Genomic DNA, 13,225 nt, shown 5'->3' on the forward strand with positions numbered 1-13,225 from the left:
ATCAGCTTCTTCAGACTGCATGCGCTTGCTAAATTGCCTGAATCTTCTACTCAATGAAGAAAGATTCAGGTCACACTCAGGTTGAGCCTGGGCGATACGGGGTCATGCTAACGAGCCAGACTGGCCAGCGCAACCCTGATTGGCTTTCCTTTGTCGCTTGACGACATACATCGCTGCATCTGCCTTGCTCAAGAGTTGATCTGCATCCAGGTCATCTGATTGGCTGGTGATGATGCCAATGCTAGGACCGTCATAGTTGAGCGTCACTGCAGGCAGCTCAAACCGCCCCCGGGTAGCTTCTGATATCCGTTGTGATAATTGTGTACGTTCTTCTTCAGCATCTTTGTCCTGGCTGGCTGTCGCAATCAGAACAAACTCATCACCTCCAAAGCGGGCTGCCATATCACCGGCCCGTATTATCTCACTCAAGCGAGTCGCAAAAGCGATAAGAAAATCATCACCAACATCATGGCCATGAGCATCATTGATCTGCTTGAATTTATCCAGGTCTATAAATGCAATGTGGACCTGTTCATCTGTACGCTTGCCACGACTCAAGCGGCGCCCCAGCTCATCAATCAGGTAGCGTCGGTTGGGGAGGGTCGTCAGCGGGTCATGCATGGCAAAGAAGGTCAGCCGTTTGTTGGCTTCCTCTATCTGCTTCAGGTGAAGAAGCCGGTCTGCCAGTAATGACAGATAGTTTGAACAGTTGCTAAGCATCTGAAATTCGCTGCTGTCATGGCTGATCGGCTCTTGTGAAAGAAGCAGGATTCCACCATGCAGCAGATCATCTGCAACAGCACAGATCAGCACTACTGAGACAGGCGCCTGATGTGGAGCACTGATGCTCTTGAGTCCTTTTAACTTCGTCAGATCGACTTGCTGAAACAGCAGTGTGGTCAAGCCTGGCTCGGTTCTATTTTCGCTGCTGTATCTGTGCAGCAACAGATCAGTGATCAACGGCTGACAGGACTTATCTTCAGCCTCGAATGTATGTGGGGCATCATCAATGACCTCAAAGGGTATGGCGTCTGTCCAGAGCTGTCTGGCTTCTAGCAGGTCTGCAGTCTGATGTATCATCCTGTTCAGGTTGTCGGCTGACAGGCAGCCTGCTCCGACGCTTGCCACGACAGACATCTCATCGATTTTTTTCTCGGCCAGTTCGGCACGTTGCTTCGCCTGTTGGGCATTGGCTTCTCGTGAGGCCTGCTGAGAGATCAGCTGACTGAAGAGTCTGAGTACATCCATCACCTCACTATCGATGGCGATCGCCTCGGAGCTTGCTCCACAGAGGGTGCCGAACAGACTGCCGTCAGCAGACCTGACAGGGATGCTCATATAAGTTTGCAGCCCCAACTCTGCGGCAGCTTCAGAGTCTCCCCATATACCAGGGACATCCTGCGTTATGAATCGCCCCTCCTCAAGCGCCCGACGACAAAGGGTGTCGGACCAGGGCACTTCCATCCCTTCCTGCAGTAAAAGATTGCCGCTGTTCTGGGAAAACAGAATGCGCTGCACCTCTGCAACTTCGTCGATCGTTGTCAGGTAGGTGGATTCGAGCCGTGTGATCCGTTGCAGCAAGTCAAGCAATGGGCGGGTGAGGGCTTCCAGATCTCCGGCATGTGACACTGACTGCGCCAGCTGATGAAGCTGATAGTCCATGCTGCTCATGGTGGGCCTTGTATGTGTGATTGATTCATCTATTCTTGACCGAGATGGCAGGAGCGTCAAGCCAGTCCGACCCCTGTGATCCTGTCACGAAAATACAGCGTATCTATCTGACTGTTTTAAAATGAACTATTCTTTAAACCAAAGAGTATTTTTTATAAACCATCTCGGATCTGATGTGTCATAAAGTATTCATCCGGGCACGCCATGATCCCTTGGAGTAGCAGGCTACAGGAGTGTAGATAATGAAGATAAACAGCCTTGCCGTTATCGGTGCAGGTATTGCAGGTATGGTGGTCGCCAGAACGCTGGCGGACGCAGGTGTAGATGTCACGGTTTTTGATAAAAGCAGAGGTACGGGTGGGCGTCTGGCTTCGACGAGAGTCGGGACGCTGACAGCTGATATGGGGGCTCCGTGGATAGTACCGGAGAAGACGGAGATGGGCCGTTGGCTGAAGTCCTTCTCTGAAGTTACAGACTGCTGGACACCCGCCCGAGCGGATTTTGCATTAGCAGGCTCAACAGATGAGCAGACAGGACTTGTCGCAACACCACGCTCCAGTGCACTGACAAGACAGTTGGCTGCTGGGTGCAGATTGGTTCCGGAAACGCTGGTGACCGTGGTATGGCCGGACCAGGAGGGTGTGATGCTTCGGGATAGTGGTAGTGAGCCGTTGGGTCATTTTGATAGAGTTGTCGTGGCAACTCCTGCGCCTCAGGCGTCCCCATTGCTGGATGCGGTACCTCGCTTCAGGCAGCGGGCAGACGAGGCAGGCACGGAGCCGGCATGGGTTTATGTGGTTGAGCTGGATAATAGGCCCGAGCGTTTGCAGTCGATGGACTGGCTGGAGGGTGACCACCCGTTGTTTCGTCGAGTGGTGCGCGACAGCAGCAAGCCTGGCCGCACAGGTGAGGTATGGGTGCTGGAAGCCAGGTCGGAGTGGAGTCATGAATATATCCACCTGACACCTGAAACGGTCGGAGCTGAGATGCAGGCTGCGTTTGAGGTGCTGGCCGGTGAACCACTGACTGTAGTGTCGAGTAGAGTGCATCGCTGGCTTTATGCGCATGCAGTACCCTGCGGCTGCGATGAGTTATCCTTATGGGATCCGGGTACCGGTATCGGTGCCTGCGGTGACTGGCTGCATACCGGTGGTATGGAGGGCAGCTGGCAAAGCGGTCTCGACCTTGCCCGTAAATTGCTGGCGTCGGGGCATTGATTTGCAGGGTTTACTGATAACAGAGAAGCGATTTGACAACCATTTTCCAGAAAACCTGTCGCTGGCTCAGCCCACACTGTGGTGTCATGGAGGTGCAATGTGAGTGATCTGCTGGCGCAGAAGTTCCAGAATAGCGTAGACGAACTGGGTAAGGTGCTGCTGGGTAAAGAGCAGCAGATTCGATTGGCGATCACCTGTCTGCTGTCCGGAGGACATCTTCTGATTGAAGATCTGCCGGGCATGGGTAAGACAACGCTGGCACATTCACTGGCTCGCGTGTTCGGGTTGGCTGATAAGCGTGTTCAGTTCACCAGTGATATGCTGCCTGCCGATATATTGGGTGTCTCGGTCTTTGAAGCTGCCACTGGTCAGTTTCGTTTTCATCCTGGACCGGTATTCACGCAGGTACTGCTGGCTGATGAGATCAATCGCACCACGCCGAAGACTCAGAGTGCCTTGCTGGAGGCGATGGAAGAGGGGCAGGTGACGCAGGATGGTGAAACCCGGGTGCTTCCGACCCCCTTTTTTGTGATCGCGACACAGAACCCCGTTACTCAATATGGTACCTTCCCGCTGCCGGAATCACAGCTTGATCGTTTTCTGATGCGAATCGCATTGGGTTACCCTGCCCCCGAGGTTGAGCGCCGGCTGCTGACGGTCGGAGATACCCGCCAGCAGATAGACTCACTGCAGACGATGGTGACGGTACAGGAGCTGATGCAGGCACAAAAGGTGATTAATGAGGTGCATGCCTCCAGCAGTCTGATCGATTATCTGCAGCGACTGGTGCAGTACACGCGTGAAGGCAGTGGGTTCAGCTCTGGTGTGTCGCCCCGTGGTGCGTTGGCACTGCTGCGCTGTGCCAGAAGCTGGGCGTGGCTGGAGGGAAGAGAGCATGTCGTACCTGAAGATCTGCAAAGGGTACTGGAGCCGGTGATCGGTCATCGCATTCGCCCTGCCGAGGATATTGCCGGACACACTTCGACCAGGCTGGTGGCTGAGCTGCTCAGTCAGGTCGATGTGATGTCTTAGTTGAGTTGAGTTGAATATGAAGATCGGGCACTGGACTTCAGGTTTGCGTCATCGTATACAGGCCTGGGCCTTGCGTCGCTCTCCTGCCTCGCGCTCTGTCACACTTACCCAAAAGCGGATCTACATTCTGCCGACCCTGTCTGGAATGATGTTCCTGTTACTGCTTTTTCTGTTGCTTCTACTCGCGATCAATTACCAGAATAACCTTGCCTATGCGGCCACTTTTTTACTGGGTGGCATGTTTATCGTGTCGATTCTGCACACCTACAGCAATCTGGCGGGTCTGAGGATCACAGCGGTTTCCGGGCACCCATGTTTCGCCGGAGAAATGGCCGGGTTTACGCTGAAACTGCAACGCCCGGAGAAGCGTGTTTATGAGCAGCTTGATTTTTCATGGCAGGAAGGGCCGCCACTGATGCTGGATATGACCGGCGATACACAGGTTCAGATTGAACTGGCTTGCCATGCACCCAGCAGGGGTTGGTGCCAGCCTGGCCCCCTGCGTATTCAAACGCGCTATCCTTTCGGGCTGTTTCGCGCCTGGACCTGGATCAACACAGATCTGCGAGCACTGGTGTATCCGCGTCCACTGCCGGGTGGTGACCTGCCACCGGTTGCCTCTGGTGAGGGAGAGGGGCTGGAGATGCGTCACGAAGGTAGTGATGATTTCAGTGGTCTGACTCGTTTTGAGCCGGGGATGTCGCCCAGGCGTGTGGCCTGGAAGGTGTTTGCACGCGGGCAGGGGATGCATGCCAGCGAGTATGTCGCTCATCATGATCGTAAACTCTGGTTGGATTGGGATGGCTGGCCAGCGCTGAATGTCGAGCAGCGCTTATCTCGCCTGAGTTACTGGGTGGTTCGTCTGGCGCATACCAATCAGCCTTATGGCTTGAGGCTGCCCGGAAAGGTTTATCCTCCGGCAACCGGGGATGCACAACGCCAGCGTCTGCTGCAGGCGCTGGCGTTATTCCGATTACCTGAAACACAGGTGGAGGCTGAACGATGAAGCAGCCTGTACAGCAGATAAGTCGGGCCGCCGTGGTGTGGCAACTGGTCGCATTTGTGGCGGTGGTGGTGCCGCATCTGATCTGGATGCCTTTCTGGATACCGCTTTTCTGCCTGGCGATGATCGCCTGTCGACTGATGATCCACAGTGGCCGATGGTCCTTCCCGCATTGGAGCATCAAACTGCTGCTGATGCTGATTACAGCTGCGGGGTTGTTGCTGACCTTTGATAAGCAGAGCCTGCTCAGTGGCACTGTATCATTACTGGTGCTTGGGCTATCTCTCAAGCTGCTTGAAATCTATCATCGGCGGGATGCGCTGGTGCTGATTTATGTAGCCTACTTTGTTGCCACCACCATCTTTCTTTTTGAACAGGAGATGTGGGTGGCACTGCTGTGTTTCATCGCCATCCTGTTGGTGACGGCTGCTCTGAACAGTGTCTGGCAGGATCCACAACGGATCGATTATAAACGCCCCCTGGTTCAGTCCTGTCGTGTTCTGTTTCCTGCTATTCCATTGATGTTGCTGCTTTTTCTGCTCTTCCCCCGCATTGAGCCACTCTGGTCAGTACAGCTGGATCGATCTGCAGCCGTGACAGGCCTGTCGGATACCATGGCGCCGGGGGATATCAGTCAGTTGACCCGCTCAGGTGCAATGGCATTCAGGGTGGTGTTTGATGGTGAGCCCCCGCCACCGGCTCAGCGTTACTGGCGGGCAATGGTATACAGTCAGTTCGATGGTCGTCAGTGGTCGCAGGCGAGTCTGCAGTCGAGCCAGTCGGCGGAGTCGCTCATAACTCTGTCTGAGCCCCTTGAATATCAGATCATTCAGGAGCGAACCGGAAGAAACTGGATGTTCGCACTGGATATGCCTGTCTCAAGTGGCCAGGTCACAGACGGGGTGCTGACCCGCACCAGAACCCTGGAAAGCAAGTCAACCATCGAGAGCCGTTTGCATTACCGGTTGCAGTCATCGACTGCTTATCAACTGGGAGCAGATCTGAGTGGCGATGAAAGAGCGCGATATACCCGGATACCGGCCAGCAGTAATCCACGTACTCAGGCCTTGTCCGAACAGTTGTGGCAGGATGCAGGTCAGCAGCCTGATCGCTACATAGATGCGTTACTGGGTCTGTTTAATCGAGAATTTACCTATACCCTGCAGCCACCGCGCATGGAACAGCATTCAATCGATCAGTTCATGCTTGAGCATCAACGAGGCTTTTGTGAGCATTTTGCCGGCGCTTTTGCCTTCATGCTGCGTGCAGCCGGGATACCTGCACGCGTGGTAGGTGGTTATCAGGGAGGGGAGTGGAACCCCTATCAAGGATATCTGCTACTGCGCCAGTATGACGCCCATGCCTGGACAGAGGTATGGCTTGAGGGCGAGGGCTGGGTTCGTATCGATCCAACAGCGGCTGTGGCTCCGCAACGTATCGAGCAGAGTCTGGATAGCCTGTTTGCGGATGATCCGGGGTTTCTGGCTGATAATCCCGTGTCTGCCTTGAGAGTGACGCGTTCAGGGGTGATGCTGCAGCTGCGCCTTTATTATGAAGGCGCCAACTTCGCCTGGCATCGCTGGGTGCTGCATTATCAGGGTGAGCAGGAGCAGCTGCTGCGTAACTGGCTGGGGGAACTGAGCCCTCTGCGCATGATTCTGGCTCTTATGCTGCCCGCATCCTTTGTGCTTGGTTGGGTTGCCTGGATGCAGCTTGGCCAGACAGCCACGATCAGGCGTGATCCAGTTGACAGGGCTCTGCATCGTCTGCTGAAACGCTTGGCAAAGAAGGGGATACCTCGTCACCCGGAAGAGTCCTTGCAAGCCTATTGTGCTCGGTTGGCACAGGAAAGGCCGGATCTGTCGAAGCCACTCAGGCAGATGGCTTTACTGGACGAGCAGCAGCGATATGGTCAGAATAGCTCCCCTGAACACAGGCGTGAGCTGCTGGAGCTGATTCGTGCCTGCCATAGAAGCTTGTAGGTTGAGAAGTGTTGGATGAAGTGGCGAGAGTCTGAACTGGGTTTTCCCTGTCGTGTAGTACGCAGTACCCGACGCACCACTTCAATAGAGATAGTGGCAGGGGAGGTGGTTGTCAGGGCGCCCAGCAGAGTGTCTGAGCCGGTGTTGCTGCACTGGGTGCAGCAGAAACGGCCCTGGGTGTTGAAGCATCTGGACAGGCAGCAGCGTGAGCAGGATTGTCACGAGATCTGTCTGAGTCAGGGAGCTGAGATCCCGCTGCATGGCACAGCTCATCGGCTGCAGTGGTTTGTCGGTGACAGCAGTCAGGTAACACGTCTCGATAACGCAACACTGCTGGTCAGTCTCTCCTCAAGGATAAGGCGCTCTGAGTCCGAGGCGGTTGAGGAGCTGTTGAAATCATGGCTACTGCAAGAAGCGCAGTCACATTTCAAACGGCGACTGCAACTGCTCAGCCAACAGACGGAACTGATACCCAGAGAGCTTGAGGTCAAGGGATTCAAGCGGCGCTGGGGTCAGTGCTCATCGACTGGGATTATCAAGCTGAATTGGCGACTGATCCATGCTCCCAAGGCTGTACAGGACTATGTGATCATCCATGAGCTGTGCCATTTACGCCAGATGAATCATAGCCCTGCCTTCTGGCAGCTGGTTGCCCGTCATTGCCCCGATTACAAGTCACTGAGAACCTATATTAAAAGCCGTAATGCCTGGCTGGAATGGTAATCACTCATACTCTTGTACAACCGGTCTAAAACTTATGGCTAGTTGAAACATTCAAATTCCATTGCAATACTGTGGCCATAGCGCGTAGGCGTCCGTGGCTTTGCGCAATGCGTCCATGCAGTATCCCCCTGCAGCTAAGCGGACAATTATGTTGGCATTCCAATTCTAATAACAGAGTAAGCCAATGAGTTTGTATCGAGCGATAGAAAAGCGTTTCTGGAATTCGCTGACCAAAAAGATAGTCGGCAATATCCTGTTTCTGATGTTTCCCTTCTTTCTTCTGTTGATGCTGATGCTATGGCATTCTGCCAGCTTCAAGGCGGACGTGGTGTCGCAGGGGCTTGCGCCTGAGCAGTTGAATCTGATCATGCAGAGTTATGAACGCTTTCTGTTACCGGGTATTGCCATCATCCTGTTTGCCCTGGCATCAGGTATTTTCACCATCTTCTTCATGCGCCATCTGTTTTTACGCCCGATCAGAGATATCACCAGCGTACTGCGTGCAATCAAGGATAAGGATGGTGATATTTCAGCCACTCTGCCTGATTATACCCATGATGAAATTTCCGAGATGGCGAGAAGCTATAATGACTTCTCGGCCAGTCTGAAAAAAATGATTGCAGAAACACGTCGCCGCTCAGTTAAGGTGGCACTATGCAGTAATCAGTTGCAGAAGGTGGTCTTTGAAGCAGGAAACGCCTCGGACCTTCAGGAAGAACAGGCAATGCAGGTGTTTGAAGCCAGCAGTCAGGCGTCACAGGCGATTGATGAAATTGCCGGTAACACCCTGAGGATCAGCGAGCAGACCAGCAGTAATATGGGTGAGGTCCGGGCATCCAGTGCCGAGTTGAAAAAAGTGCTGCAACAGGTGAAGTCGATTCGTGAACTGGCAAGTAATTTTCAGACCACTGTTCAGCAACTGAGTGAGAACTCGGTCAACATCACCAAGATTCTATCCATGGTTAAGGACTTTTCCGATCAGACCAATCTGCTGGCGCTGAATGCTTCCATCGAAGCGGCCAGAGCAGGGGATGCCGGTCGTGGTTTCTCGGTTGTGGCTGATGAGGTACGAAACCTGTCTCGCAAAGTGGGTGATGCTACAGGCCAGATAGATTCCAACATCAGCGAAATGCGCTCTCTTGTGGAAGTGACTCACAGCAGTGCAGTCGATATTCTGAAGTATGTCGAAAATACTGAGGAGTTCATCGATAAGACCAATGATCAGTTCATCCGCATGGTCAATGACTTCGAGCAGACTACCTCACAGTTGACGAGTATCTCAGCGGCAATTGACGAGCTCTCTTATACCAACAGAGAGTCACATACGCATGTTCAGGCGATTACCAAACTCTCGTCAGAGATGAGAGATGAGATGGTGACGTCCCGTAAGTTTTCGGCCGATCTGGAGATGGCAACTGAACAAACACAGGAGTTGCTGTCACACTTTACCATAGGTTTCGGCGGGTTCGAGTCCATGACTCAGACCGGACAAAACTGGGCCAGACAGGTGATGCAAAAGCTGGAAGAGATGAAGGCTCAAGGGACTAACCTGTTTGATACCAGCTATACCCGCACTAACCCGAATCAGCTGCCGGAGAAGTATGACACCCGTTATACGGATCTTTTTGATCAGGTGATGCGTCCTGTTTTTGATAACTTCATTCAGCAACGGCCCGAGTTTATCTATGCCATCGCCGTGGACAAAAATGGCTATGCACCGGCTCATCACAGTAAGGTGTCTAAGCCACTGACCGGCGATTTTGATATCGATAACCTGCAGAGCCGTAACCGGCGTATTTTTGCTTCCAATCGTGCAGAAAAGCGCAGGGCCTCTCACCAATCACCGTTTTTGTTGCAGACTTTCATACGCGATACCGGAGAGGTTTTGAATGATTTGTCCATACCGCTTTATGTGAATGGCCAGCATTGGGGCGCTCTGATCATGGGCTTTGATCCAAAGCATTTGATGGATGACTCAGCCTGAGTGGTGAGTTCGAAACAGCTATTCTGGAAGTCATATAAAAATAAACCGAGGTAATGCCTCGGTTTATTTTTATAAAGTAGAGAGTTCGATTGCTGTGGACAAAGAGCAGTCACGCAGCAATCAAGAATCAGATCATGTGCTGCTCTTTGATCAGATGTCTGATTAATGTCTTCAACATATCGTAGGATAGAGGCTTGGAGCAGACGGCGGATACCCCTTCGTTCTCAAACGCCTTGAGTGGCTCCTGATTCTGCTCTGATGTCACGACAATGATCGGAACAGCCTGTTGAGTGGTGTACTGGCGGATGTGATGAACCAACTCCAGACCATCGATATTTGGCATGTTGTAGTCAGTGATTACCAGGTCGAACACCTGCACTTTCATCAGCTGTAGCGCTTCGGCTCCATCCTTGGCTTCACGGATGTTGTGTATGCCGATTGATTGCAGAATGCGCTCTATGTAGTTTCTGGACAGTTGACTGTCATCTACCACTAATACGGCCAATTCATCGAACTCATCATCATGCTCTTCATCGCCGCCGTTTCTGTCAGCAACGAAGTGAACAGCACTCTCCAGTGCCTTGAGCATATCTTCAGGATCAAAAGGCTTGGGCAGAATCGCAGTTGCACCGGCCTGGCGTATAGGCTCAAGGTAGCGATACAGGGTTTCACTTGATATCAGAAAAAAGGTGACATCGGCCAGTTCAGGCCGCATACGCATTGTATTGACCATTTCGGAGCCGGTCATATCCGGCAGGTGCATTGCAGACATGACAACGTCAGGCGTAATATGCTCCATTCTTTCCAAAGCCGGCGCTGCTTCGCTGAACTCTTCGACATCATTGATACCCAGCGAGCGCAGGTGTCCGGCAATAATATTGCGCTGAACCCGTGATGGCTCGACAAGCAGAATTAGCAGATCTTTTAAATCCATTTCAGCTCACTCGATAATGCAGTATATGAGAGATTGTTTATACCTTAATAGTTTAATATTGCAACTTCAGGGCATCGGTAGATGCCGGAAAGTATCACTAAAAAGGTCTCAGTCCAGTCTGCCATGTGTCGCGTATGACAGCGATTCATGTTCCTGCAGGAAGTACCCAGTACTCCTGATCCTGTTTGAATTCAGATCTTGAACTGATGACTATAGCTTAGTTCATATCTGTTTCAGCAGGGTGGTTCGTTGGGGGAATTATAATTCAAATTCGCCCTTCCTGTCCGATATTTTGTCAATTTTCGCAAATCATCATCAATAAATCATTTTTTAATCAAATGGTTATACACATTTATGGTGCTTTTTTAGAACCTGCCAGGCTTTCCAGCAGAGGTTCAAAAAGTGCTCGTATTTCAGCTTCATGCTCCAGCTCCCGAGCCTGAGCCAGCAGTGGCAAGAGTTGCTGACGGCTGATGGAGCGTATCAGCAGTTTGACTCTTGGTATGTTGTAGGCACTGAGGCTCAGGCAATCATACCCCAGCGCAATCATGATCAGGACAGCCGCCGGATCTGATGCCATTTCACCGCACAGAGACACCGGCAGAGAGAGCGCCTTGCATTGATTCAGTATCTGCTCAAGTGCCAGCATTACGGCGGGGTGCAGATGGTCAAACAGCTCGGACACGCGCGGGTTGTTGCGATCGACGGCCAGCAGATACTGAGTCAGGTCATTGCTGCCGATGGAGACAAAATCGATGTAGCGTGCCAGTTTGGGTAGCAGCAGCATCGCCGATGGAACTTCAACCATCATGCCGATTTCGGGCATTCTTACTGGTACGCCTTCCCGATTCAGTGCATCAACGGACTTTTCAACATAGCGGCGGAAGGTCACAATCTCATCTATTCGACTGACCATCGGCACCAGCATTTTCAGATTTCCGTGCTCGACATCAGCGCGCAGCATGGCCCTGACCTGTGCCACGAGCAGTTGCGTGTTATCCAGGGTAAAGCGTATGCCGCGCCAGCCGAGATAGGGGTTCTCTTCCGATATGTCGAAGTAGGGCAGTTGCTTGTCACCGCCTATGTCCAGTGTGCGCATCGAGACGGGACGAGGTGCATAGGCTTCCAGCACCTTGCGGTACAGCAGGAACTGTTCCTGTTCGGTGGGAAAACTGTCATGAATCATGAAAGGGATTTCTGAGCGATAAAGACCCACTCCCTCGGCACCTCGCTCCAGCCCCGGCGTGGCGTCTGCCAACAGGCCGGTATTGGTCAGCAGTGTGACCCGAAAACCATCAAGGGTCTGGGCCGGCTCATTCTTCAGCCGATCCAGGTCCTGCATGAAACGACGCTCTTCATCGATGACACGGCGATATTCCTCCAGCAGTGGGGCTGGAGGGTTAAGAATGCACTCGCCACGATTACCATCGACTATCACCTTATCGCCACGGTGGTTGTCCAGGTCCAGGTGTTCAAGCCCCATGATGGCCGGGATGCCGAGTGCATTGGCGACGATGGCCGTATGCGACAGGGCTGAGCCTCCGGTGCAGAGAATGCCATGGATGCGTTTGAGCGGGAACTCTGCCAGATCAGCGATACTGATCTGTTCTCCACCCAGAATCAAGGGCTCATCCGGTGCCTCTATCACCTGGCGATCATGCACCAGTAACTGGTTAAGTATGCGCTGCCCGATATTGCGGATATCTTCACTGCGAGCCTTGAGGTAGGGATCATCAGACTGCTCGAAGGTTGCCGCCATCTGCTCGATGGTCTGTTTCAGTGCCCAGGTGGCACTGTCGCCCAGGATGATCAGCTTGTTCACTCCGCTGATCATTTCAGGACTATGCAGCATCATCTGATAGACACTGAACAGGGCGGAGACATCAGCAGGCAGGTGATGACCCAGTTTGCCGGATCCTGTTTCCAGCTCTTCGGATACGGCTGCAAGTGCATCACTGAAGTCACCTTTTTCCTGAATGGGATCACTGTTGAAACCTGGTTTGACCTGATCGAGTGTCATATGAGGGTCAATGATCCACAGGCGTCCGCAGCCGACACCCTTGGCACCGCGTATCCCCTTGTGACGAATGAAAGGATTGTTATCAGACGTCAGCATCCAGCTGCCACTGCGCTGCAGGTGGTGCAGTGTACCGGCGAGCTGTGACGCGACCGTCATCAGGAAGGCTTCCTCCTCCTGGCTGAAAGGCACCTGTTGTGTTCCCTGAACCACCAACACACCGATCAGCTTGCGCAGGTGAATCAGAGGTACCCCCAGAAAACGGTGATAGGGCTGCTCGTGAGTTTCGGGAATATAAACGAAACGGTCATCTGCCGGGGCATCACCGAGATTCAGCGTATTGAGTGATGCAGCGATATGCCCGACCAGCCCTTCGTTCATCGACAGGCAGGCCGTACCTACAGCGTCGGGAGCCAGGCCGCGTGTGGCAGCCAGCACCAGTCTGTCCTGCTCGGGATTACACAGATAAAGGCTGCAGACCTCAACACGCATCAGCTCACTCAGACGGCCGACAATAGCATCCATCATCGCTTCAGGGTCTTGTGTACGGGCGATCTGCTCTACAAGGGTGATCAGGGTTGTCAGGGGGTATTGCATCGCACTGGAGCTCCGAAGATCCTTATGGCAGATAAGTTATGACTTTTACACAGTTGTTTGAATCC

Annotated in this window: 9 protein-coding genes; 6 read left to right on the forward strand and 3 right to left on the reverse strand. The window is 52.8% G+C overall.

Annotation, left to right across the window (positions count from 1 at the left end; genetic code table 11):
* Positions 1–102 precede the first annotated feature (102 nt).
* Positions 103–1,662 carry a sensor domain-containing diguanylate cyclase gene (locus tag F7R27_RS06725; RefSeq protein ID WP_168927448.1) on the reverse strand — a complete coding sequence of 520 codons (1,560 nt, stop codon included), beginning with the start codon at positions 1,660–1,662 and terminating at the stop codon, positions 103–105.
* A 251-nt stretch (positions 1,663–1,913) separates the two neighbouring features.
* Here F7R27_RS06725 and F7R27_RS06730 point away from each other — a divergent pair, with 251 nt between their 5' ends.
* The 6 genes from F7R27_RS06730 (at position 1,914) to F7R27_RS06755 (ending at position 9,612) form a co-directional block, all read left to right on the forward strand.
* The gene (locus tag F7R27_RS06730) at positions 1,914–2,888 is read left to right on the forward strand and encodes an NAD(P)/FAD-dependent oxidoreductase (RefSeq protein ID WP_151703462.1); all 975 of its coding nucleotides are present in this window, start codon (positions 1,914–1,916) and stop codon (positions 2,886–2,888) included.
* 99 nt (positions 2,889–2,987) lie between these two features.
* Entirely contained in the window at positions 2,988–3,920 is a 933-nt protein-coding gene (locus tag F7R27_RS06735) for an AAA family ATPase (RefSeq protein WP_240776263.1), read from the forward strand.
* A 16-nt stretch (positions 3,921–3,936) separates the two neighbouring features.
* Positions 3,937–4,926 carry a DUF58 domain-containing protein gene (locus F7R27_RS06740; protein WP_240776265.1) on the forward strand — a complete coding sequence of 330 codons (990 nt, stop codon included), beginning with the start codon at positions 3,937–3,939 and terminating at the stop codon, positions 4,924–4,926.
* Positions 4,923–6,905 carry a transglutaminase TgpA family protein gene (locus F7R27_RS06745; RefSeq protein WP_151703463.1) on the forward strand — a complete coding sequence of 661 codons (1,983 nt, stop codon included), beginning with the start codon at positions 4,923–4,925 and terminating at the stop codon, positions 6,903–6,905. The genes F7R27_RS06740 and F7R27_RS06745 overlap by 4 nt, the downstream gene beginning before the upstream one ends.
* Before the next feature lie 15 nt (positions 6,906–6,920).
* A complete protein-coding gene (locus F7R27_RS06750; RefSeq protein ID WP_151703464.1) occupies positions 6,921–7,628 on the forward strand; it encodes a M48 family metallopeptidase in 708 nt (235 codons plus the stop codon).
* 184 nt (positions 7,629–7,812) lie between these two features.
* The gene (locus F7R27_RS06755; RefSeq protein WP_151703465.1) at positions 7,813–9,612 is read left to right on the forward strand and encodes a methyl-accepting chemotaxis protein; all 1,800 of its coding nucleotides are present in this window, start codon (positions 7,813–7,815) and stop codon (positions 9,610–9,612) included.
* A gap of 127 nt (positions 9,613–9,739) precedes the next feature.
* Here the strand turns inward: F7R27_RS06755 and F7R27_RS06760 are convergent, their stop codons facing one another.
* Entirely contained in the window at positions 9,740–10,546 is an 807-nt protein-coding gene (locus F7R27_RS06760) for a response regulator (protein ID WP_151703466.1), read from the reverse strand.
* A 352-nt stretch (positions 10,547–10,898) separates the two neighbouring features.
* On the reverse strand, positions 10,899–13,160 hold the full coding sequence (gene ptsP / locus F7R27_RS06765; RefSeq protein ID WP_151703467.1) for a phosphoenolpyruvate--protein phosphotransferase: 2,262 nt from the start codon (positions 13,158–13,160) through the stop codon (positions 10,899–10,901).
* Positions 13,161–13,225 lie beyond the last annotated feature (65 nt).

The sequence above is a fragment of the Nitrincola alkalilacustris genome, from assembly GCF_008973755.1.
GTDB classification, from domain to species: Bacteria; Pseudomonadota; Gammaproteobacteria; order Pseudomonadales; family Balneatricaceae; genus Nitrincola; species Nitrincola alkalilacustris.

What these genes read in the sequence shown, in the direction of transcription:
- F7R27_RS06725 (WP_168927448.1), bottom strand. Translation starts at nt 1,662, where the DNA reads ATGGACTATCAGCTTCATCAGCTGGCGCAGTCAGTGTCACATGCCGGA.
- F7R27_RS06730 (WP_151703462.1), top strand. Translation starts at nt 1,914, where the DNA reads ATGAAGATAAACAGCCTTGCCGTTATCGGTGCAGGTATTGCAGGTATG.
- F7R27_RS06740 (WP_240776265.1), top strand. Translation starts at nt 3,937, where the DNA reads ATGAAGATCGGGCACTGGACTTCAGGTTTGCGTCATCGTATACAGGCC.
- F7R27_RS06745 (WP_151703463.1), top strand. Translation starts at nt 4,923, where the DNA reads ATGAAGCAGCCTGTACAGCAGATAAGTCGGGCCGCCGTGGTGTGGCAA.
- F7R27_RS06750 (WP_151703464.1), top strand. Translation starts at nt 6,921, where the DNA reads ATGAAGTGGCGAGAGTCTGAACTGGGTTTTCCCTGTCGTGTAGTACGC.
- F7R27_RS06755 (WP_151703465.1), top strand. Translation starts at nt 7,813, where the DNA reads ATGAGTTTGTATCGAGCGATAGAAAAGCGTTTCTGGAATTCGCTGACC.
- F7R27_RS06760 (WP_151703466.1), bottom strand. Translation starts at nt 10,546, where the DNA reads ATGGATTTAAAAGATCTGCTAATTCTGCTTGTCGAGCCATCACGGGTT.
- ptsP (WP_151703467.1), bottom strand. Translation starts at nt 13,160, where the DNA reads ATGCAATACCCCCTGACAACCCTGATCACCCTTGTAGAGCAGATCGCC.